17 protein-coding genes are annotated in these 20,429 nt (G+C 37.4%); 9 read left to right on the top strand and 8 right to left on the bottom strand.

Annotation, left to right across the window (positions count from 1 at the left end; translation table 11 throughout):
- Nucleotides 1-136: 136 nt before the first annotated feature.
- The 4 genes from FNN08_RS08515 to FNN08_RS08500 form a co-directional block, all read right to left on the bottom strand.
- Nucleotides 137-658: a hypothetical protein gene (locus FNN08_RS08515; protein WP_143584766.1), complete on the bottom strand. Its 522-nt coding sequence runs from the start codon at nt 656-658 to the stop codon at nt 137-139.
- Between the two features lie 81 nt (nt 659-739).
- A complete protein-coding gene (locus tag FNN08_RS08510) occupies nt 740-1,285 on the bottom strand; it encodes a GNAT family N-acetyltransferase (protein ID WP_143584764.1) in 546 nt (181 codons plus the stop codon).
- A gap of 14 nt (nt 1,286-1,299) precedes the next feature.
- Nucleotides 1,300-2,355 carry an efflux RND transporter periplasmic adaptor subunit gene (locus FNN08_RS08505; protein ID WP_143584762.1) on the bottom strand — a complete coding sequence of 352 codons (1,056 nt, stop codon included), beginning with the start codon at nt 2,353-2,355 and terminating at the stop codon, nt 1,300-1,302.
- Between the two features lie 4 nt (nt 2,356-2,359).
- Nucleotides 2,360-5,476 (bottom strand): efflux RND transporter permease subunit, encoded by a 3,117-nt coding sequence (locus tag FNN08_RS08500; protein ID WP_143584760.1) that lies wholly within the window; start codon nt 5,474-5,476, stop codon nt 2,360-2,362.
- A 312-nt stretch (nt 5,477-5,788) separates the two neighbouring features.
- On the opposite strand from FNN08_RS08500, the gene FNN08_RS08495 reads away from it, so the two are divergent.
- Together FNN08_RS08495 and FNN08_RS08490 are read left to right on the top strand one after the other, a co-directional pair.
- Nucleotides 5,789-6,928: an efflux RND transporter periplasmic adaptor subunit gene (locus FNN08_RS08495; RefSeq protein WP_143584758.1), complete on the top strand. Its 1,140-nt coding sequence runs from the start codon at nt 5,789-5,791 to the stop codon at nt 6,926-6,928.
- A gap of 9 nt (nt 6,929-6,937) precedes the next feature.
- Complete coding sequence (locus FNN08_RS08490; RefSeq protein ID WP_143584754.1) at nt 6,938-10,048, top strand: efflux RND transporter permease subunit; 3,111 nt, start codon at nt 6,938-6,940, stop codon at nt 10,046-10,048.
- Nucleotides 10,049-10,262: 214 nt separating this feature from the next.
- Here the strand turns inward: FNN08_RS08490 and FNN08_RS08485 are convergent, their stop codons facing one another.
- The 3 genes from FNN08_RS08485 to FNN08_RS08475 form a co-directional block, all read right to left on the bottom strand.
- Nucleotides 10,263-10,667, bottom strand: a complete 405-nt coding sequence (locus FNN08_RS08485) for a hypothetical protein (RefSeq protein WP_143584752.1) — start codon at nt 10,665-10,667, stop codon at nt 10,263-10,265.
- 99 nt (nt 10,668-10,766) lie between these two features.
- The gene (locus FNN08_RS08480; RefSeq protein ID WP_221931782.1) at nt 10,767-11,147 is read right to left on the bottom strand and encodes a hypothetical protein; all 381 of its coding nucleotides are present in this window, start codon (nt 11,145-11,147) and stop codon (nt 10,767-10,769) included.
- Between the two features lie 188 nt (nt 11,148-11,335).
- Complete coding sequence (locus tag FNN08_RS08475) at nt 11,336-11,830, bottom strand: RDD family protein (protein WP_143584745.1); 495 nt, start codon at nt 11,828-11,830, stop codon at nt 11,336-11,338.
- A gap of 231 nt (nt 11,831-12,061) precedes the next feature.
- On the opposite strand from FNN08_RS08475, the gene FNN08_RS08470 reads away from it, so the two are divergent.
- The gene (locus FNN08_RS08470; protein ID WP_143584742.1) at nt 12,062-12,403 is read left to right on the top strand and encodes a hypothetical protein; all 342 of its coding nucleotides are present in this window, start codon (nt 12,062-12,064) and stop codon (nt 12,401-12,403) included.
- A 136-nt stretch (nt 12,404-12,539) separates the two neighbouring features.
- Nucleotides 12,540-12,878, top strand: coding sequence for a hypothetical protein (locus tag FNN08_RS08465; RefSeq protein ID WP_143584739.1), 339 nt, complete (start codon nt 12,540-12,542; stop codon nt 12,876-12,878).
- A gap of 279 nt (nt 12,879-13,157) precedes the next feature.
- On the opposite strand, the gene FNN08_RS08460 is transcribed toward FNN08_RS08465, so the two are convergent.
- Nucleotides 13,158-13,598 carry a hypothetical protein gene (locus FNN08_RS08460; protein WP_143584736.1) on the bottom strand — a complete coding sequence of 147 codons (441 nt, stop codon included), beginning with the start codon at nt 13,596-13,598 and terminating at the stop codon, nt 13,158-13,160.
- 440 nt (nt 13,599-14,038) lie between these two features.
- Here FNN08_RS08460 and FNN08_RS08455 point away from each other — a divergent pair, with 440 nt between their 5' ends.
- From FNN08_RS08455 to FNN08_RS08435, 5 genes are all read left to right on the top strand, one after another.
- Complete coding sequence (locus tag FNN08_RS08455) at nt 14,039-15,568, top strand: Re/Si-specific NAD(P)(+) transhydrogenase subunit alpha (RefSeq protein ID WP_143584733.1); 1,530 nt, start codon at nt 14,039-14,041, stop codon at nt 15,566-15,568.
- An 11-nt stretch (nt 15,569-15,579) separates the two neighbouring features.
- Nucleotides 15,580-16,956: a Re/Si-specific NAD(P)(+) transhydrogenase subunit beta gene (gene pntB / locus FNN08_RS08450; protein ID WP_143584729.1), complete on the top strand. Its 1,377-nt coding sequence runs from the start codon at nt 15,580-15,582 to the stop codon at nt 16,954-16,956.
- 146 nt (nt 16,957-17,102) lie between these two features.
- Nucleotides 17,103-17,585: a peptidylprolyl isomerase gene (locus FNN08_RS08445; RefSeq protein ID WP_143584726.1), complete on the top strand. Its 483-nt coding sequence runs from the start codon at nt 17,103-17,105 to the stop codon at nt 17,583-17,585.
- A gap of 211 nt (nt 17,586-17,796) precedes the next feature.
- Complete coding sequence (locus FNN08_RS08440) at nt 17,797-19,059, top strand: metal-dependent hydrolase family protein (RefSeq protein WP_260679315.1); 1,263 nt, start codon at nt 17,797-17,799, stop codon at nt 19,057-19,059.
- Nucleotides 19,060-19,148: 89 nt separating this feature from the next.
- A complete protein-coding gene (locus FNN08_RS08435) occupies nt 19,149-20,303 on the top strand; it encodes a GNAT family N-acetyltransferase (RefSeq protein ID WP_143584720.1) in 1,155 nt (384 codons plus the stop codon).
- The last annotated feature ends 126 nt before the right edge of the window (nt 20,304-20,429 follow it).

Here is a 20,429-nt window from a genome sequence, read left to right as displayed (position 1 = left end):
ATCACCATGGATGGTTTTAGATTTGTAGTAAAGGACATGGGGTATGCCGAAACGCCATGGACCATTCCTTCGCATCCCTGCGAACATGGTATTAGTACATCGTCTTAGCGTGCAAATTGCTTTAAGTAATAAGTAATTAACTCTTTTGACCTTCTATCTTCTCAACGATTTTAGCTTTTTTAGTTGCTATATCATCTGATATTTTAGCTAGCCCGCTAATGATATAGTTAATGCCTTCATTTTGTCTTTTTAATCCATCAGGAGTTTCAGGGGCTTGTTTATTGTCACAGCTATTAACTTCTATTTCATTTAGCAAGTTATTGTTAATCGTTAATAGGTCATTCAACTTAGCCTTTAGCCATTTCACATCGTTTTGTGCTTTAACAGCATCTGGTAAGTCTTTACGTTCAAGGTAGGTATAGCGATTAGCAACTTCAATTAATGAGCTCTCACGCCAATCTACATTAAACGTTGCATGGTTCTTATCACGCCAAATAAACTCTCGAGTTTGCTCATTAACGCTCATATGACTAGCGTAACTGCAATAGGGAAGTGGTGTTACTTCGGGCTCTGAAGCACAAGAACTCAGAAGTAAAACCGCTGTGCCAAATAGTAATGATGTGCTGATTTTTTTATTGTGTGCAAGTTTAAGCTTCATATCTGTATGCCTTTAATCGTCCATTTATTCAAAATTATAGACTACTAATTGCTTTACATTATATTTATGAAAAGTCTTGCGTTAGTTTGTTAGGTTAACTTGATAGTGAACTGCTTTGCGCGTTGTTCCTTGGCAATCATCAAGGTAGTCCTTGATATGCTTCATGCCAAGTTTTTTCATAATATTAATTGAACCTATATTGTCTTTAAGGGCTATAGCCGAAAATTGATTAACTTGGCTTTGCTTAGCTATGCTATGCATAATGTGCTTTGCTGCTTCAGAGGCAAAGCCTTTGCCCCAATATTTTTGCATAAAACGCCAGCCAATTTCTAAATCATTAAATTGCGGATTATTAGTAAAGAAGTCCATAGGTCGAACGAGTACGAAACCAATAAATGTATTTGTTGATTCTATGCTTATCTTCCATAGTCCCCAGCCTTTTTCTTGGTTGGTATAACTTTCAACTCTTGGCATAAATACATTTTTAATAGTATCCATAGAAGTACAAATTCCCCCATTGATGTATTTCATCACTAAAGGGTCTTGGTCTAGCTCAAACAAACACTGAATATCTTTACGAGTAGCTAACTGATAACTAAGGCGCTCAGAATTATTGATATTAACCATAGTATTCCTTGTATTTAAGATTTAGTTCTAATTTTAACTTTCTGTCCTTCGGCTAATCTTTCTGCACCTCTGATAGCTACGATATCACCATCTTTAAGGTCACCCTCAATAGCAACCCAATTGCCTTGACCTGTACCAACGGTAACCATTTTTTTATGGGCAATATTGTCAGTGTCTATTTGCATAACATAAGGGCCTTGTTTACGAAGAATTAAGGCATCTCTATGTACAGTTAAAGCTTGTTTGTCTCCGCTAATAGGTACTTCTACTTTAACTTGTTGACCTGCCGACCAGGCATTTACTGAGTCATTATTTAGCGTAAGCCTTAATTCAAAAGTTTGTGAACGTGGATCTGCTGCAGGGATTAAGGCTTTAATCTTTGCTTTACTATTAAATTTATCGGTAGTCACGTTTAACTCTGAACCCTTTGAAATATAAGCTAAATATTTAATTGGCACATATAAATGTACTTCTAAGTTTTCAGTATCTAGCATTCTTAAAAGTACTTGTGCACGGTTAACATCAGTTCCTTCTCGCTCTAAACGTTCGGTAATAACTCCTGAAAATGGCGCCGTTATCTCAGCACGGTTTAATTGGTCGTTAATTTGTTTTAACTTTAATTTTGCGATTTCTAAATCAGCCAAGGCCAATTCATATTTTGACTGGGTTTGGTCAAGTTGAAATTCTGCTGTGTTGTTTTGCGCTTTTAGCTTAGTTAAACGCTCCCATTCACGTTTTAAATAATTGATGTTGATTTGTTCTCGTTTTATTTGAGCTTGTTTTTCAAGCTGCATAAGTTGTAAAGGTAGGGTGTCCATTTTAACGATAACATCACCTTTATTTACGTGACTTCCTGGCTCAATCAACCATTGTAATTGTCCGCTGACTCCGGCTGTAATTGCAATATTACTACGACTGTTAACAGTGCCTAGCAATTTAGCTTTTGGTGACAATGTTTTATGTTGAACCGTTAACACTTCAACTGGGCTTGCTTGTTGTTCAGCATTAGCGAAATTAAACATAAAAGTAGATGCGATAAAAGCGCTTAATAAAATTTTATACTGATTCATAATGTTACTTCTCACTTGCTGAAACGTTTACCGTTTCTATGGTTAAACTGTTTTGTGTCTTTTGTTTAAATAAAGGAGCTTTTAGCTTCATTCTAAGTAAACTTGGAAATAATACTAAGGTAAATAATGCACTCACGACCATACCGCCAACAATAACTGTTGCTAAACCTCGGTAAATCTCAGCCCCGACTCCAGGTACTAAAATTAACGGTAGCATGCCGAATATGCTCGTTAGAGTGCTCATATAAACCGGTCTTGCCCTTATTCTAATTGCTTGCGCGACAGCTTCGTCTCTAGTTAAGCCTGCAAGTTCGCCAACGCGGGTTTGGTCAACTAATAAAATGGCATTATTAACCACTAAACCTAATAAAATAATAAAGCCAATCATGGTTAATAGATCTAATGATTGAAAGCTAAATATATTTAATATAGTAAGAGCTAAAACACCACCAGCAACAGCCATCGGCATAACTAATAAAACTAAAAAGCTATCCTTTGCTGATTTAAACAATGCCGTCATTAAGAGAAATAAAATGATAAGGGCTAAAATGAAGTTGTTGATCATATCACTGATCGCGTTCTTCATTTTATTAGCATTACCGTTAAGCTTTATACTTGCATTCACGGGTAATGTTTTTTTCATATCGGTTATTATTTTGTCATTTAAAATAGTAATGGCTTCTTCCATCGACATGTCTTCTGGTGGATATAAGGTAAGGCTCACAGTCCTTTTACCATCAACTCGACGCAGTTGAGTAGGGCCTACGGTTCGAACTATTTGGGTAAGTTCTCCTAGGTTTTGAATCCCCGCTAAAGGCGTGTATATAGGTAATGCAGCAAGTTCATCAGGGTTAGTCCATTCACTTCCTCTTAATATGATGTTCATGCGTTCATTACCATCAAAATATTCACTAACAAATAGGCCATCAGTAAAAGCTCTCACTGCATTAGCTATATCATTTCTATTTAATCCCGCTTGGGCTATGCGAATATCATCTGGAATTAATTGCAACTCAGGCTCTGCCATACTTAGACCTGGTGTGGGCTGAGCCGCAATACCTGGCATATGTTGGCTAATAGAGTCTAAACCTTGCTTTGCTGTCAGCATAAGATCATCTAAATTAGGTCCTTGGATATCAACACTAATTGAGCGACCACCACCACCGCCACTTACATTAATCATCGAGCCCCTAAACAAATATACTTGCGTGTCGGGTAAGCCTGCTAATATCTCATTTTGTACTAACATCATTAGCTCTTCTACCTTGCTTGGATCGTGAGCATAAATAAAACCACCACTGTTTGATGCGCCAAATGAATAGAAATTATAACTTTTAATACGTGGTAGTTTTGAGCCATCTAGGTGAGGTTGTAAACGAGCTTTTACTAATACAGCCATTTCATCTTCGACAAAGGAGAATGTGCCGCCTGGTGGTAAGCTAATATTAAAAAAGAAGCCATCGATAGGTGCTCTTGGCATAAAGTCAGTTTTAGGCATCAACATCACAGATAATGCTAAAGAGCCACCTAATAATAAAGCTATCCAAACCAAACGTTTAAAAACGGAGTTAGTAGCCTTCATTACCAAGGATGTTAATTTGTGCCAATACTTTTCGTATGGATCTTTTTTAGGCAAGGCTGAAAGCCAATATTTACTGGCAATTGGTATGACTACAATGGCTGATATAAAAGAAGCTATAACTGCAATTGATAGCGTTAAGGCTAAATCAGAAAATAACTGCCCCTCAATACCTTGCATAAATAAAATCGGTAGGAAAATAGCTACACTTGTTGCTGTTGAAGCAAACAGGGCGCCAGTTACTTGCATTGCCCCTTTTAAAACTGCTTTAGCATTATCTGTACCTTCACTTTTGAGGCGTACGATATTTTCTTGCACTATGATCGCGGCATCTAAAACTAAACCTACAGCGAAAGCTAAACCCGCAAGAGATATAACGTTCAAACTGCGGTCAAAAATACTTAAACCTAAAAACGAGACCATTAAAGAAATAGGGATTGTGGTTGCAATAATTAATGTAGGTTTTAACCCTCTTAAAAATAACCACAAAATTGTTAATGCTAAAAATACACCTAAGCCTAAGTTACTTTTTACCAAGGTTAGCGCGTTGCGAATATGCACCGAGGAGTCAAAACTTAAGTCAATTTTTAAACCATTTTCTAATAAAACCCCTTGGTTTAATTCAACTATGGCAGCATTGATTTCATCTAATAGTTCTACTGTGTTTGCATCATTATTACGTTGTACTGTTATGTAGTAAGCAGGAGCGCCATTACGCAATGTTAAACCAAATCGGTCCACTAAAGTTTCTTCAACACTGGCTATGTCGCCTAAATAAATAGGGCGTTGGTCTTGATAGCCAATAACCATCTCTGTGATGTCGGTAACGTCATATTGACCAATAAAACGCACCGTATATTGGCGCCTACCAACATCGGTAAAGCCACCCGAAATATCATTTGAACGAGCGATTGTTGAACTTATTTTACCTATCTCTATTCCCATAGACGCGGCTTTGTATGGGTCGAAACTTATTCTTAATTCTTTCGGGCGTTGTGAATTTAGGTTTACTTGTGAAATTCCAGAAATCCTAGTTAATCTAGGCTCTATATAGTCTTCAATAACTTTTTGATAACTAGATATGTCTTGATTAGGAGTGTCAGTTAAAATCTTAACTAGTAAAGATGCTGCATTTGGTCCGCCTCGTCCACCGCCAATAGCTACGACAGGTTCAAATGCATCTAAAGGTAATGGCGGGGCTTGGTTGAGGTTATTGATAACATCCAACAAAGCTTGCTGCATATTGGTGCCAACATCGAAGGTTAAAGTGATATTGCCAAAGCCACTGTTTATATTTGTTGTAACATCGGTAACGCCACGAGTATTTTTAACCACGTTTTCTTGCGGCTCAATAATTACCGACTCTAGCTCTTCAGGAGCAGCACTTCTCCAACCTGTAGATATGGATATTTGAGGTTGTTCAATATCTGGAACTAATTGAATTGGTAACTTCATTATTGAAATAAAACCAAAGACAAAGAAAAGGGCAACGATAACGAGTATGGCGGCAGGATTCTTTATTGAACTACGAGTTATATTCATTGATGGGTCCAGCTTAAATTAGTTCATTAATTTTTATATTAACAGATGTTTTATCATCGCTTGAAATAGGCCATGGGACAAAACAATTAAGCTAGAGTGAAGTTTATTTACGATAAAGTACAGCTTAGTAACTATTTGTTACAAGTTGCGAGCTCAATGGATGTTAAATTGTGCGCCAAAATGTTACCAAACCTTTAATTAAGTAGGTAGTGTTGTTAAATATTGATTTAATTATTTAAAACTTTGTTTTCTATATTTGTAATCTATACTTAAAAATATTGTTTGTTTTACCTTTAACCCCCTGAGAATATTATGAATTTTATGAAAGATTATAAGTTGGTGTTTTTATTTTTTACTTCCTTTTTATTGTTGGCTTGTGAAAAGCCACAACAAGTAAAGCCTGATATTGAAGTCTTGGTGAATCAAGTAAAAGCTTATCCATACAAATCTAATTCTAATTATGTTGGCCGTTTGAATGCAGCAAGCGATGTAAAAATACAGGCTAGAGTTAAAGCCAAGATAACTGAAATTAATTTTTCTGATGGTACTGATGTCGAAGAGGGTGACATCTTATTTAAGTTAAATGACAGTGAACTACAAGCACAGCTCAAACAAGCTAAGGCTGAGGTGTCACGTGCCAATTCAGCTTTAAAAGCAGCTCGAAAAAACTATCAACGAGGTAAAGAACTAGAGCCTGATGGTTATATTTCAAGTTCTGAAATTGATAATTTAGAAGCAAAATTTGATGAGGCTAAATCGAGTTATGAATCAGCTCAAGCAAAACTTGAAACAGCTGAAGTTAACTTAGCTTATACCCACATTACAGCGCCGTTATCCGGTAAAATTGATCGTAGTAACTTTAGTGTTGGTGATTTAGTTAGCCCTGAATCAGGAGCCTTAACGACTATTGTTGCTGTTGATGTTATGGAAGTGCCTTTTCAGATAAGTGAAAACACTTATTGGAAAATTGTACGCCGCGCGCAAAATGAAACAGATGCTGAAAAATTAAAAAATATGAAACCTATCGTAAAGATTTCTTTGAATAATGAAGAAGTTTATCCATACGAAGGGGTTATTACCTTTGTCTCAAATAGAGTCGATGCTGAAACTGGTAGCATGGAGATCAGAGCGACTATCCCTAATCCAGACAGCTCACTGCGCCCGGGTCAGTATGTAAAAGTTATTCTAGAGTCTCCTATTGAAAATCAAATCTTAATGATTGAGCAGGGGGCTGTGCAGTCGGATCAACAAGGCGACTTTGTTATGTTAGTTTCTGCAGATAATACAGTTAACCGTCAAAATGTCACCTTAGGAAAAAGAGTTGGCACTTTAGTGATTGTCGATAAAGGCTTAAAAGGTGGTGAAACCTTAGTTGTACAAGGGGTGCAAAGAATACGACCTGGACAAACAGTAAAAACTAAAGCTATGCCTACTGCTGATGCGCAACAATAAGGGATTATTATGATTAGTAAAACCTTTATAACCAGACCTAAGCTTGCATTAGTTATAGCTATTGTCTTAACGCTTGCTGGGATCATTTCAGGTATAAACTTACCTGTTGCTGAGTATCCTTCAGTTGCGCCACCGCAAGTAGTTGTTTCAGCAAATTACTCAGGCGCGTCAGCCGATGTAGTAAAACAAAGTGTTGCCCAGCCGATTGAAGAAGTAGTTAATGGTGTAGAAGGCATGATTTATATGTCATCTAAAAGTGCCAATGATGGTAGTTATAAACTGACCGTCACTTTTGCGGTAGGAACCGATCCAGATTTAGCTTTGGTACGAGTGCAAAACTTAGTTGCTATGGCCGAGCCTAAACTACCGCAAGATATTCGTGTTGCGGGTTTAATGATAAAAAAACAATCTCCAGATATGCTGTTTTTAGTGAATTTATTTGCTGAAAATGGTGAATTCGATCGTGTATTTATTTCGAATTACGTAAAAATAAACTTACTTAATGCGCTTAAACGCGTCGATGGTATCTCTGAAGCAACCATAATGGGGGAGGCAGCGTATTCAATGCGGATCTGGCTCGATCCTCAAAAAATGGCTGGCTTAAAAGTTACACCATCTGACGTTAAAGCAGCATTGCAAGAACAAAACATACAGGTTGCGGCGGGTAAAGTAGGTGCGCCTCCATTTGATCGTAATATCCAAACCCAATATACCTTACAAGCGCAAGGTAAGTTGTCTGAAGTCGATGAATTTGAAGAAGTAGTATTGCGAGCAAAATCTAATGGTTCACTTATTTACCTTAAAGATGTCGCAGAGATAGAGCTCGGCCAAGCTGATTACGCAATTAGCAGCCAAGTTGATGGTAAAGATGCCAGTACCGTTGCTTTGTATTTATTACCAGGAGCTAACGCATTAGAAACAGGGACTAAGGTCAAAGAGCTTGTCGCTGAAATGGCGAAAGAGTTTCCACAAGGTATAAATTATTCAATTGGTTACGATACGACTCGCTATGTAAGTACATCTATAACCACAGTAGTAATATCATTACTACAAGCCATTGGTTTAGTTATCATTATAACGTTTATTTTCTTAGGTAACTGGCGTGCTGCTATGGTGCCTTCAATTGCTATTCCGGTGTCTTTAATAGCCTCATTTGCGGTACTTTATTTATCAGGAATGTCGATTAATACCATTACGTTATTTGGCCTAATTTTAGCTATAGGTATCGTTGTTGATGATGCCATATTAGTGGTGGAAAATACTGAGCGGCATATGGCTGAGGATAAGAGTATTGATGCAGAAGTAGCCGTTACTCGCACCATGGAAGAAGTAACCGGGCCAATTATTGCAACTACATTAGTATTACTCGCGGTATTTATTCCGGTGGCTATGCTCCCTGGCTTAACGGGCATAATGTATCGTCAATTTGCCGTGACTATTTGTGTCGCGGTATTATTTAGTTCGCTAAATGCTTTAACGCTAAGCCCTGCATTATGTCGCTTGTTATTAAAACCTCATACTCAAGAAGCGACTTGGTTTGTTAAATTTAATGCCTTCTTTAATATGATTAAGGATAAATATGGTAAAGCGGTTGCGGTTCTTATTCGCAAATCCATAGCTGTTGCTTTGGCGATGGTGCTTATATTCGCTGCGCTGATATTCGGCTTTATTAAAACACCAACAGGTTTTGTACCTTCTGAAGATAAAGGCATATTTATTGTTAGTGTGCAGTTACCTGATGCAAGTTCGCTTGGGCGAACAGAAGATGTCTTAACTAAGATGACCGCAACATTAAAGCAAGACCCTCGTATCGAGAGTATTACCTCGGTATCTGGATTTAGTATTTTAAGTGGTGCAGCGCAAAGTAATGCTGGTTCAATGTTTATTGTACTTAAGCATTGGGATGAGCGGGTCGAGCGCAAAGATATTGTTTTTGCCATAACCCAAAAGGTTAATTACATTGCCTTTATGCAAGTACCTGAGGCACAAGTATTTGCTATTGCACCACCTGCGGTACCTGGTATGGGAGCTGTTGGCGGACTAGAATTTATAATGCAAGATAAGTTAGGACGTTCGGCAACTGAGCTTGCTACAGTGCTAAATAATTTTGTCACAGAAGCTAATCAGCACCCAGCTCTAACCAAGGTTTATAGTACTTATCGTGCTAATGTGCCTCAGTATTTAATTGATATTGATCGTAAAAAAGCCAAAACATTAGGAATGAATATTGATAGTGTATTTAGTACCTTACAGGCTCAATTAGGCTCTGTGTACATAAACGATTTCAATAAGTTTGGTCAAACTTACAAAGTGATAATGCAGGCAAAAGCATCTTCTCGTAGTAATATCTCAGATATTCAGATGCTTTATTTACGCAATAAAGAAGGCGATATGATCCCGCTTTCAACCATAGCCGAAGTTAAACCGATTCATGGTCCTGATATAAGTGAACGCTATAATTTATTTAATTCTGTAAGTATTCGAGCATCTGCAACACCTGGCTACAGCTCTGGTGATGGTATTGCAGCAATGGAAGAAGTTGCTGCTAATGTTTTACCTGCAGGGTTTCAGTATGAGTGGACAGGCATGACCTATCAAGAAATAGAAGCGGGTAATATGGCAATTTATGCTTATACCTTAGCCTTGATATTTATATACCTGTTTTTAGTTGGTCAATATGAGAGTTGGTCAGTCCCTATTTCTATTATTCTTGTTGTTCCTGTTGCCATTGCGGGCGCGTTGTTAGCAATTAATGTGGTTGGTTTACCGTTAAATTTATTTGCTCAGGTAGGTTTGATATTACTCATAGGTATGGCAGCTAAAAATGCGATTTTAATCGTCGAGTTTGCGCGTAATCTACGTGAAGATGAAGGCAAGTCTATTGCTGATGCTGCGCAAATATCTGCTGATTTACGCTTTAGGGCTGTATGTATGACTGGGGTGTCGTTTATCGCGGGTATTATTCCATTAGTTATGGCTACTGGTGCAGGTATGTTTAGCCAAAAATCGCTAGGTATCACTGTATTTGGTGGGATGTTTGTTGCCCTGTTTATTGGTACTTTGATTATTCCAGTATGTTATGTGTTAATTCAATCAACGCGAGAGAAGATGAAAAGCTAATCGATTAGTTATTACTAAACATTATTAAGCAAAAGGGCTATGAATAATCTATTCATAGCCCTTTTTTTGTATGGTTGCTTAGTACCAACTGACTCCATATCATATTACAAAAATACTCCGTCATCCCACCGTGATTTGGGTGGAATTTCCTTGAGTTTTAAGGTGATTGGAACGAGCATTTTGTGCCATTCAGAGACAGTCGGCTACCAATTATTTAACTTCCAACTCTCGATGGGATTATGGGAAACCTGCTCGGTTGATTGACAATTTCGTACTGAGGAAACTCACTTTCAAATGGAAGTATAAATATCTTACCATCTTGATTGAATTGCAACTTTAGTTCCATTCCCATAGGGAAAACACTATTTACATAATCATCGGGTACATCTGCAAAGTTAATCATTGAATCGTAATAATAAGTAGTTTCACCCATTACTATTACAAACTCGCTATACCCTTTATAAAATTTACCAACAGACTTTGCGGGAATGTTTAACATTTCGCCGCCTTTATACGAGAATACAATTTCAAAATTGGAGTTGTTAAAAGCGTAAAAAGCAACAGAAGGAAGACAACCGTTTAGAGCCAGAGTAAAGGCAATAATAATTATGTATTTCATAACATTTTAATCCTTCCGTGAAAATCTTTTATTTCCGCTTATAACTCTTATCCAACCTTAACTTTTTCAATAGCTTATGGTCAAGTTAGTGCCTATTAGCTAGTTAAGTTGTTGAACAATAGCATTAATAAATTGGTGTTCTTTTGAAATTATTTCTAAACAACCATACTCGCCAGAGTCACATATATATTGAGTTAATAAACCATTATTCTTTGTTAGTGTAAATTCAATATTTTCAGTCGAATGAGAATATGTTTCGAAATTGGTGTTATCGTTAGTGGTTTTGAATTTAACCACTAAAGCGTTAACGGTTTCAGGTGTTGGAAATAAAATTATATTTCTATCGCATTGATAAGAGTTATTACTAGGTGCATGTACACAAGACATATCGAGGTTTATAAATTTATTAAAAATAAATATTTTGCCTGCTGTTTGTTGTACGGATGATTCCGAGGCAAGACTCTGCATAGACAGTGACATAAAAACCACAATTATTAATATTTTCAATTTGGAAATCGTCCTTGCACCCGTTTATGGAAAGTAGCCATCGTCTGCGATTCGCTCAAAACAGTCAGTGAGCTTTGATTACATTACGTTATATTGCTATCGGTCTCAAGTGTGTCATTCGCTGCCTGCAATGCCAATAAGAAGCTAATATTCCACTTTAATTAATTCAGTACCACTTTTGTACCACCAACATGGTCATGTAAGCATCTCTTGGATTTAGTAAAAACGAAAAGGATACTAATCAAATTAATAAGTTGACCAATGATAGGTATTAGTGGAATTAACCAATAAAACCCATACCGTTTTGCTAAATTCGATAGTGTAGGTAATTTATTATCTAAGGTAACAATTTTTATCCCTGCCACTTTTTTTCCTATTGTTTGACCATTCTTGATAAGAAGATATCCATGAATCATGATAAAAAAAACTATACCAACAAAGCTGATAAGCAAGGAGTATTCAGTTGAGGGGCTTACCCCTTCCGATATACCATCGAAACCACCAGTAAAGTACATCAATGATAATGTAATCGGTAATATAATTAACATGTCGATTAATGCGGCACCAAGCCGATCAACTCTACTTGCTAGTTCATTTTCTTGGAGAGGGTGAATTTCAGTGGTTTCGTCTAGTGAGTTAATAGTATTATTTTTCATTTATTTCCTTATATGGTCTTAACTTTTAATATGTCCTTTGCTCGCTTTTAACCGCCCTGGGCAGGTTAATTATTTGTAAATCTACAATACATGATGTTATTGTAATTGCACAGTTTTTTTAGTGGTCGTAACCGACCGTTAAGAGCGATAAGCGGAAATTGACTCCTTTCGTTCTTCTAGACTTTAGACAACAATTTTACGTCCATCATTAGGGTTAGGTGCTAAATTAAAATGAAGTGTTTTGTCATATTAATCATTATCATACTTCTCTCAGGTTGTAGTGAAAATAATAACCCTCTTCTTGATGAGAGAATGCAATATTGGGAGATTACTCTCGAAAGTAATGTGACTAAAGGAACTTCAAGAGAATCGATAAAACAATGGGCATTAAAGAATTCTATAGAGTTTTTTGAGAACCCTGAAACAAAAAGATTATATGCTAACGTAGAGACTATAGCTGATTCAGGAATAGGCTTTCCATGTTCAGAATGGAATATTATTTTAGAGATTCAATTAGATGATAATGAGGTTTCAATTGGTCATTCTATAAGCTCTGTTGGAACATGCGTATAGGATAGCCATATACGTGCTATCGTTGAATGACTGTCTCTGATTGGCACATTTGCGTCACACAAGAAAATAACGTAAGTTAAATCAAAAGCCTAACGGCAGTTAAGAGCGATGAACGGACTTAAAACTGGAAGCTAAGTTGACTATATTTATAACATTTATCACTGGCCTTCTAACCATGATAGCAATTAAACGTGTCGCACAATCTAAGCGCGTAAATGACCCTGATAGAGTATTTGTTGATTTGGGTGATGATATAGGGATAAGAACAAGTGTCGACTCTCGGTTTTTTAATATCTCCCCCAAAAGAGTTCCTAAATGTAAAATAGTGAAGATACAACAAGCTAGTTGTGTTTCATTATTTTATTCTGGAGGTCATGCTATTGATATTGCAGTCGCAGATGGTGATGCAAAAAGCATTGCTTCGAAAGCTAAAGAATTACTTCCTCACGCTGAAGTTGTAATAATCCCTGATTAAAAACAACATCTTCAAGGCTGTATTCCTACTTCCGCTATTGGCACAAAACAGTCATAGAAGTGCGTATTTAATTTAGTCTCAGTATCTAGAACACAGCCCAAAAACCTATTTGAATTCACCGCGACCACTGACTAATAGTGATATTTCCAATATAACAATGAAAAAAGACCCTATAATCTAGAGTCTTTTGAATTTGCCCCAAAACGCTTAATGTCTTGAGCGCATGTTCCCTTTTTACTATCTGGAATTTAGGCGTTGAAAGTTAACAATGAACTGTTGTTATGTGTACTCTTCGATTTGAGTAACTAATGCTTCATTGTTCACTAAGCTGATGATAGCTTCTACCCACACGTATTTTTTTAATTTTTTAGAGCGGTAACGAACAATAACTTTCGCTTCTTTGTCTCCTAAAAACTCTGAAGAAATAAAAGATACATCGGTGCCAGTTCTTGATTTACTTTTATGAGCTTGCTGTAAATATTCAATATACTCGGTTTTATTGTAATTAAGAATGAAACCGTAACCAGAAGAGCCTTGAGTTATGACTACTTCTAGATCAGGTGCAAGCACAGCAGTCAGTAGCTCTGCAGCTTCTGTTTGGTGAAAGGCGACAAATTGTTGTGCTATATGATTAATGCTTTCTTCAGATAAGTCTTCAGCCGAATAGGCAGTAAAGCTTAGAGGCAGCATTATCATCAGCAACAAAAAAAGTTTTTTCATACCCTACTTATTATTCGCTTCCGTTAGCACGAAGTATTACTACTTCCCAAGTCTCAATATGGCGTGTGCTGAAAGGGACGTTATTCTTGTTGTTCAAATACGATACTAAGTTCGATAATTAACGAATTTATAATTATAAGTACAAGATAACCTATTTCAACTAATTTGGGTAGTTGCAAATTATAAACTGGTTTGAACAGTCTCTTAGAGTATTTACTTTAATGTTGAACTAGATTAAGTTAGATAGTGTTATAAAAATGTTAATTGCGTGGTGTTACCAATAACCACAAATAGTTAACAGATTTGTACAAAGCTTAACTATAGTATAACCAGAGGTTGCACTAAATTGAGCAACTATAATAGATCTGCACACTTAGCAGGCGAATAATTTTAAAATTGTTAATTCAATTTAAAACAATAACTTAATGAAGGTAGATTTTATGCTGATCGGAATACCTAAAGAGGTTCTTGCCAATGAGAACCGCGTATCTGCTTCACCATCTTCTATCGAAGCTTTAATCAAATTAGGCTTTGATGTAGTGGTTGAACAAGGGGCTGGTGATAAAGCCAGTTTTAACGATGATGTTTATACCAAAGCTGGTGCACAAATAGCTGCTAAAGAGCAGGTTTGGCAAGCTGATATAGTGATGAAGGTAAATCAGCCTGAGTCTGCTGAAGTCGATTTATTAAAAGAGGGTGCTAACTTAATTAGTTTTATCGCACCGGCTCAAAATCAAGAATTATTAGAAAAGCTTAGCGCTAAAAAAGTGACTACCTTAGCGATGGAAATGGTTCCTCGTATGACGCGTTCTCAGTCTATGGATGCGCTAAGTTCAATGGCAAATATTGCCGGCTATCGAGCTGTTATTGAAGCGACAAATCATTTTGGTCGATTCCTTACTGGCCAAATTACCGCGGCAGGTAAAATACCACCAGCTAAAGTAATGATTATTGGTGCTGGTGTTGCTGGTCTTGCTGCAATTGGTACTGCAGGTAGTTTAGGTGCAATTGTTCGTGCTTTTGATACTCGCCCTGAAGTAAAAGAGCAAATTGAAAGTATGGGTGCCGAGTTCCTTGAGATGGATTATGAGGAAGAAGATACTGGTAGCGGTGATGGTTACGCGAAAGAAATGAGCCAAGCCTTTATCGATGCTGAAATGGCATTGTTTGCAGAGCAAGCTAAAGATGTCGACATCATTATAACTACGGCGATGATCCCAGGGCGTCCAGCTCCTAAGCTAATCACCGAAGAAATGGTTAAATCGATGAAACCAGGTAGCATAGTGGTTGATTTAGCCGCTCCAGGTGGCGGTAACTGTGAACTAACCGTGCCAGGTGAAGTGAATGAAGTAAACCAAGTTAAAATCATTGGTTATACCGATTTTGTTTCTCGTTTACCAAACCAATCTAGTCAATTATATGCAAATAACTTAGTGAATTTAATGAAGTTATTATGCAAAGAAAAAGACGGCAATATTAATATCGACTTTGAAGACGTAGTGCTTCGCAATATGACTGTGGTGAAAGATGGCGATATTACTTTCCCACCACCGCCAATTCAAGTTTCTGCAGCTCCTGCGGCTCCTGTGAAAGCCGAACCTGTAGTAGCTGAACCTGAAGAGCCTAAGTCTCCAGTAGTAAAATATGCTGCAATGGCAGCGGGTGCTATTGGTTTTACTTGGGTTGCAAGTGTTGCACCTGCAGCATTTTTATCTCACTTTACTGTTTTCATGCTTGCTTGTGTAGTTGGTTATCACTTGGTATGGAACGTAAGTCATTCATTACATACACCTCTTATGAGTGTAACCAACGCTATCTCGGGTATTATTATTGTTGGCGCACTACTGCAAGTAGGATCGAATAATTTGGTTGTACAAATACTCGCAGGTATTGCAATACTCATTGCAACTATCAATATTGCTGGTGGCTTTTTTGTCACTAAACGCATGCTTAAAATGTTTAGAAAGTAGAGGATTGAAATATGACTGAAGGAATTATTAGCGCAGCATATATCATTGCCGCTCTACTATTTATTATGAGCTTGGCTGGTTTAAGTAAGCAAGAAACAGCGGAAGCAGGTAACTGGTACGGTATTATTGGTATGAGTATTGCTCTTATCGCGACCATTGCTAACCCTGCGGTTACAGGCGTGCCATTAATTGTTGTGTGTATGGTTATTGGTGCTGTGATCGGTTTACGTTTAGCTAAAAAAGTTGAAATGACAGAAATGCCTGAACTTGTTGCTATTTTACATAGCTTTGTTGGTTTAGCTGCTGTTTTTGTTGGTTACAATAGCTCACTAGATCACAGCTCATTAATTTTTGGCGCAGCTAAAACTATCCATAACGTAGAAGTATTTTTAGGCGTATTTATTGGTGCTGTTACTTTCACCGGATCAGTTGTCGCATTCGCTAAACTTAGAGGTATTATCAATACGTCGGCATTAATGCTTCCACATCGCCATAAATTAAACTTAATTGCGTGTTTAGTTAGTGCTTACTTAATGGTTAATTTTGTTAACACTGGCGGCGACTTATTACCATTAATAGTTATGACAATTATTGCATTTGCATTTGGTTGGCATTTAGTTGCATCAATCGGTGGCGCTGATATGCCTGTTGTTGTTTCTATGCTTAACTCTTATTCTGGCTGGGCTGCTGCATCGGCAGGTTTTATGCTAGGTAACGATTTACTTATTGTAACTGGTGCATTAGTTGGTTCATCAGGTGCTATTTTATCGTACATCATGTGTAAAGCGATGAATCGCTCGTTTATTAGTGTTATTGCTGGTGGCTTTGGTACTGACGTGCAAGTCTCATCTGATGTTGATTACGGTGAACATCAAGAAATTTCAGCAGAATCAACTGCTGAATTACTAAAAGATGCTAAATCAGTAATCATTACTCCAGGTTACGGTATGGCCGTTGCACAAGCTCAATACCCTGTATATGAGTTAACCCAAGAGCTACAAAAACGTGGTGTTGAAGTTCGTTTTGCTATTCACCCGGTAGCCGGTCGTTTACCTGGTCACATGAACGTATTATTAGCAGAAGCTAAAGTACCTTATGATGTAGTGCTTGGCATGGAAGAAATTAATGATGACTTCCCTGAGACTGATGTTGTACTTGTTATTGGTGCTAACGATACGGTTAACCCTGCAGCTGCAGAAGATCCAACAAGTCCTATCGCTGGTATGCCAGTTTGTGAAGTGTGGAATGCTAAACAAGTTGTTGTGTTCAAGCGCTCTATGAGTACAGGTTATGCTGGTGTACAAAACCCGTTATTCTTTAAAGAAAATACTGTGATGCTATTTGGCGATGCTAAAGACAGTGTTGATAAGATTAACAAGGCGTTATAACGACACAAACCCATTAAATTAGAACTTTTTTAATGGCTAAAATGAATAAGGCCTACTGATTAACTGATCAGTAGGCCTTTTTGTTTTCATTAAATCGCATCCTGGATTATACTAGCCAACAATTATTTATCCATCTGGAACCCCCCATGAAAGTAACCAAAGATACCGTTGTAAAATTTCACTATGTACTAAAAACAGCTGAAGGTGATGTTATAGAAGACTCATCTAAAAGCGACCCTATCGCTTTATTATTTGGCCATAAAAATATGATCCAAGGTGTTGAAGATGCTCTGGAAGGTAAAGAAGCCGGAGAAGAGTTCTCTGTAACGGTTAATCCTGAAAATGGTTACGGTGAATACTTAGAAGAAGCAATCCAACGCATTCCAGCTAAACATTTACAAGGTGCAAAAACTTGGAAGCCAGGCATGGTAGGTGTGGTTAATACTGAGCAAGGTCAACGCCAAGTAACAGTATTAAAAGTAGGCAAGTTTATGATCACAGTAGATACTAACCACCCATTAGCTGGGCAAGTATTAAATTTTGATATTAATATTCTTGAGGTAAGAGCTGCAGAAGAGGAAGAAATTTCTCATGGTCACGCACACGGCGTAGGCGGTCATCAGCACTAATTTTTAATATTCCAACATTGCCTATTTCTAGCATTCGCAATATAGGCAATGTTGTAATCACTTTTCTCGCTATTACTTCTGCTCTATAAATTCCTTAAAAGTATTACGCTTTTAATCTGTTTATGTTAATAATATAAATTAAACCAACAGATTATGGCGAATCATGAAAAATTATAAAAATAAACTATCAGCCTTAAAATTACCTGCTTTAATGCTTTCTCTTCTACCTTTGTGTGCTACTGCTGCAGACATTCAGGTAATACATGCTGGCGAGCTGTTAACCGTTCCAGGGAAAACCGTTCTTAAAAAACAAACCTTAGTGGTTACCGACAATAAAATTACTGACTTACAAGATGGTTTTGTCAGTGCTAAAACTTTCGGTAAAGAAGCCAAGCTAATCGATTTAAAAAATAGCTTTGTTATGCCTGGCTTAATGGATATGCATGTGCATTTACAAGGCGAACTAGGGCCAACAAATGCGAGTGATACCCTAAAAATGTCTGCCCAAGATGTGGGGATGCAAAGTGTACATTTTGCTAATAAAACCTTAATGGCTGGCTTTACTACTGTTCGAGATTTAGGTGCAAACCCTCAGTATTTATATGCACTTCGAAATGCGGTAGCTAAAGGTTGGGTTGTTGGTCCAAGAATTATTGGCTCTGGCGGGGTATCCGTTACAGGTGGTCATGGTGATGTAGATGGTATGCGTCATGACTTAATGGAAAAGTACACTTCAAAAACCATTTGTGATGGCCCTTATGATTGTCGCCGAGCTACTCGCGAAGCAATTAAATATGGTGCAGATGTAATCAAAATCACCTCTACTGGCGGAGTGTTATCAGATACCAATACTGGTACAGGTCAGCAAATGGCTGATGATGAGATCAAAGAAATTGTAGATACGGCACATGCTCTTGGTCGCAAAGTAGCAAGTCACGCTCATGCAGCCGCAGGTATTAATGCAGCTCTTAGAGCTGGCGTTGATAGTATTGAGCATGGCAGTTACGCCGATGAAGACTCTATTACCTTATTTAAATATTCTGGGGCGTATTTAGTTCCTACACTTCTTGCTGGTGATACCGTGGTTAATATGGCAAAAACCAGCGACTTTATGTCTGAGGCGATTAAAGCTAAAGCGATTAGGGTAGGTGGTGACATGCTGAAAAACTTTACTAGGGCTTATGAGTCAGGGGTAAAGATAGCCTACGGTACCGATTCTGGTGTATCAAAACATGGTATTAATGGCCAAGAAGCGGTGCTAATGTTTAATGCTGGCATGAAACCTATGGATATTTTAAAGTCTGCAACCGTTAATGCCGCGGACTTAATTGATAAGTCAGACTCGTTAGGCACCTTAGAGGTTGGTAAAATCGCCGACATTATTGCGATGGATGAAAACCCTTTGCAAGACATATCACAACTTTTAGATGTTGAGTTTGTTATGAAAGATGGTGTGGTTCATAAAAGTCAATAACGCTCAGCTAACGCTGATTAGAGTTAATAGATATTTATAAAATACAAAAGCTGATATGGTTTATATATCAGCTTTTTTGTATTTGAACTATGACTGAATATTCTGCCAAAGTAATTACTTCTATTGATGACATATTGCCTGAGCAATGGCATGTGGTTTTTAATAGTGACTATCCTTTTTATCGTCATCAATTTTTGCAAGCATTAGAGCAAAGTGGATGTGTTAGTGCCGAAAAAGGTTGGCAACCACTGCATGTGTTGATTTATCAAGGCTCTGAGCTTGCTGCAGCTATGCCGTGTTATTTAAAAAGTCACTCCTATGGTGAATACATTTTTGACTGGAATTGGGCTGATGCTTATCAACGCCATGGGCTTGACTATTACCCTAAGCTAGTGAGTGCTGTACCGTTCACCCCCGCAACAGGGCCAAGATTTGGGATTTCCCCAAAGTTCAGCTCACAAACTAATAAGTTACTTGCCTTACTTGTTTCGGTTATAAAACAGTTACAAAGCACCTATAAAACCTCTAATTGGCAATGCTTATTTGCTGAGCAAGAGCAAAATTTAGCGCTAGCTAAACTAGAAGCTACCACTCGAACTGAAGTTCAGTACCACTGGCAAAATAAAGACTATCAATGTTTTGCAGATTTCATCGCAAAACTTACTTCAAGAAAACGAAAAGCCATTAATAAAGAACGTAATGCGGTTATAAAATCAGGAATTTCGTTTAACTGGCTTAAAGGGGATGAAATAACGCCATCGGCGTGGCAACAGTTTTATCAATATTATAAAAATACCTACCTAAAACGTTCGGGTCATGATGGTTATTTAAATTATGACTTTTTCTCTCGCCTATCACTTGCATTAGGGCAACAAGTACTTTTATTACAAGCCATTAATGAACAAGGTGATGTGATTGCATGTGCATTATTTTTTCGTTCATCTAGCCATTTATATGGCAGGTATTGGGGCGCCTCAGAAGAATTTGAGTTTCTTCATTTTGAGACCTGTTATTATCAAGGAATAGAGTTTTGCATTAGCGAGAATATTCAATGCTTTGATGCTGGTGCCCAAGGGGAGCATAAATTAAAAAGAGGCTTTGAACCAAAGTTAACCTTGAGTAATTATTTGCTTAATGAAGGGCCTTTTAATGAAGCAATTGAAAGTTATATCGCACAAGAAAAACACCACCATCTTGAATATATCGAACAAGCAAAACGTCAGTTACCTTTTAAGAACGATTGAAAAGGTAACTGAGCTTGTTATACCAAGTCCATTAATTAACCGCTCATTTTTAATGGTTAAAATGAATAACTACTGCGTTATAAAATTTATAAGTAGAATAACTACTTACTAAATTTTATGCCTTGT

The sequence above is a fragment of the Thalassomonas sp. M1454 genome, assembly GCF_007097525.1.
Classification (GTDB): Bacteria; Pseudomonadota; Gammaproteobacteria; order Enterobacterales; family Alteromonadaceae; genus Thalassotalea_A.
The sequence above is the reverse complement of the archived record's forward strand: the minus strand, read 5'-3'. Positions and strand labels throughout refer to the sequence as shown.

Coding starts and splice junctions, on each gene's coding strand:
- FNN08_RS08515 (WP_143584766.1), bottom strand. CDS start 658: ATGAAGCTTAAACTTGCACACAATAAAAAAATCAGCACATCATTACTA.
- FNN08_RS08510 (WP_143584764.1), bottom strand. CDS start 1,285: ATGGTTAATATCAATAATTCTGAGCGCCTTAGTTATCAGTTAGCTACT.
- FNN08_RS08505 (WP_143584762.1), bottom strand. CDS start 2,355: ATGAATCAGTATAAAATTTTATTAAGCGCTTTTATCGCATCTACTTTT.
- FNN08_RS08500 (WP_143584760.1), bottom strand. CDS start 5,476: ATGAATATAACTCGTAGTTCAATAAAGAATCCTGCCGCCATACTCGTT.
- FNN08_RS08495 (WP_143584758.1), top strand. CDS start 5,789: ATGAATTTTATGAAAGATTATAAGTTGGTGTTTTTATTTTTTACTTCC.
- FNN08_RS08490 (WP_143584754.1), top strand. CDS start 6,938: ATGATTAGTAAAACCTTTATAACCAGACCTAAGCTTGCATTAGTTATA.
- FNN08_RS08485 (WP_143584752.1), bottom strand. CDS start 10,667: ATGAAATACATAATTATTATTGCCTTTACTCTGGCTCTAAACGGTTGT.
- FNN08_RS08480 (WP_221931782.1), bottom strand. CDS start 11,147: ATGTCACTGTCTATGCAGAGTCTTGCCTCGGAATCATCCGTACAACAA.
- FNN08_RS08475 (WP_143584745.1), bottom strand. CDS start 11,830: ATGAAAAATAATACTATTAACTCACTAGACGAAACCACTGAAATTCAC.
- FNN08_RS08470 (WP_143584742.1), top strand. CDS start 12,062: ATGAAGTGTTTTGTCATATTAATCATTATCATACTTCTCTCAGGTTGT.
- FNN08_RS08460 (WP_143584736.1), bottom strand. CDS start 13,598: ATGAAAAAACTTTTTTTGTTGCTGATGATAATGCTGCCTCTAAGCTTT.
- FNN08_RS08455 (WP_143584733.1), top strand. CDS start 14,039: ATGCTGATCGGAATACCTAAAGAGGTTCTTGCCAATGAGAACCGCGTA.
- pntB (WP_143584729.1), top strand. CDS start 15,580: ATGACTGAAGGAATTATTAGCGCAGCATATATCATTGCCGCTCTACTA.
- FNN08_RS08445 (WP_143584726.1), top strand. CDS start 17,103: ATGAAAGTAACCAAAGATACCGTTGTAAAATTTCACTATGTACTAAAA.
- FNN08_RS08440 (WP_260679315.1), top strand. CDS start 17,797: ATGCTTTCTCTTCTACCTTTGTGTGCTACTGCTGCAGACATTCAGGTA.
- FNN08_RS08435 (WP_143584720.1), top strand. CDS start 19,149: ATGACTGAATATTCTGCCAAAGTAATTACTTCTATTGATGACATATTG.